Raw genomic sequence first — 1,421 nt, 5'->3', positions numbered from 1 at the left:
GTGGGTATGGCAGGATGCCATACCCTCCTAAGCGGGGGTTAGGGTTCTCTCCAAAGCCGACGCTTCAACCACATTTTGAGTATTGGGTCGCTGATGACAAGTTGGCGTGGGGCATCGGTGGTAATAAGGTCTTTCTCTGTGAGCGATTTCTTCAGACGTGTGACATTGGCAGCGGTGCCAAGACGGTATTCTTTTAGCACTGCCGCCTGTGTGAAGCCCGTAGAGATGCCGTTGGCAAGAGCGTGAAGGAAATTAAGCTGATACGCCGAGAGGTCTTCTGTCTGTTGTATGAACAAGGGCTCGCAGGCATCGAGCAGTCGGTCGATGGCGTATTGCACATCGTCGCCCGTGGTGGTCTGGTTGGTGCGTAGCCATACCAGCCAAGCGAGCTGCTGCACATAGGACGAATAGCGGTCGGTGGTGCGACAGATGACTTGTGCAAGTTCTGCGGGGATGTCCTTACCGGTGGCACGAAAGCGTTGTTGTATGTACTGCACCCAGTCGTCCTCGCCAATCTTACCAAGATAGAAAAGGTCGCCAAAACGATAGAACGGATAGCTTTTACTCTGGAACATACGCTCCATCATGTGCTTCTTGCTACCATAGAGACAGTAGCTGACGTTGCTCTGCAGCTGCCACACGCTGCGCAATTTCTTCTGAAACGTTAGTGAGTCGGCAAACTCGCCAATCTGCTGAAACTCGTCGATGCATACCACGATACGATAGCCCTTGGTGCGCGCGATGAGCTCGGGCAGTTGCAGCACTTCTTCTGTAGTGTTGTTCGCAGGGTTGTATTCGAACGAGAGGGAGAAGTCGTTGAGGGGGTCTTGCCCGAAGCTTATCTTTGGTACGAAGCGACTGAGGAACGTCTTTGTGTTCTCCATCCACTCTTCCCATTTTGACGAGGTGGCACGCACTACGGCTGTGGCAAAGGCGTTCACGAAGTCGTGCTCGGAGCGACAACCGAAGGCATCAATGTGTGCGATACGTATGTCGGTGGTGTCGATAAGCGAGCAGACATGCTCTACGAGTGATGTCTTTCCCATACGTCGAGGCGATATGAGTATGGTGTTCACGCCGTATGTGAAATTGGCTTTCAGGCGGTCGGTTTCTTCATGTCGGTCGGTAAAAGTGTCGCCTTCCACGCGTACTCCGAACACAAATGGTGCTTCTATCTTACCTGTCATTGTGGTGATTGTTAATGGTTTATGTGTGCAAAGATACAAAACATATTGGTTTTAAACAAGGTTGTTTAAAACAATGTTGTTTAAAATGATATTGAGGGAGGAATGTAATGCTGGTGCACGAGTGCTTGGTTGGTGCAGCGGAGACCGCTGCACCCCCTGGGAGAACACCAATCAAAAACCTCCCACAGATTTCACAGATGCGCACAGATCAGGAGGGTATGGCATCCTGCCATA

1 protein-coding gene is annotated in these 1,421 nt (G+C 51.2%); it reads right to left on the bottom strand.

Annotation, left to right across the window (positions count from 1 at the left end; genetic code table 11):
• Positions 1-38: 38 nt before the first annotated feature.
• Positions 39-1,187, bottom strand: coding sequence for an AAA family ATPase (locus HMPREF0673_RS07515; RefSeq protein WP_007900363.1), 1,149 nt, complete (start codon positions 1,185-1,187; stop codon positions 39-41).
• Positions 1,188-1,421: the final 234 nt, after the last annotated feature.

Origin of the sequence: Leyella stercorea DSM 18206 (genome assembly GCF_000235885.1) — a bacterium.
In the GTDB taxonomy this organism is placed as follows: domain Bacteria; phylum Bacteroidota; class Bacteroidia; order Bacteroidales; family Bacteroidaceae; genus Prevotella; species Prevotella stercorea.
Note: the sequence above shows the minus strand (reverse complement) of the source record. Positions and strands in the feature narration are given on the sequence as shown.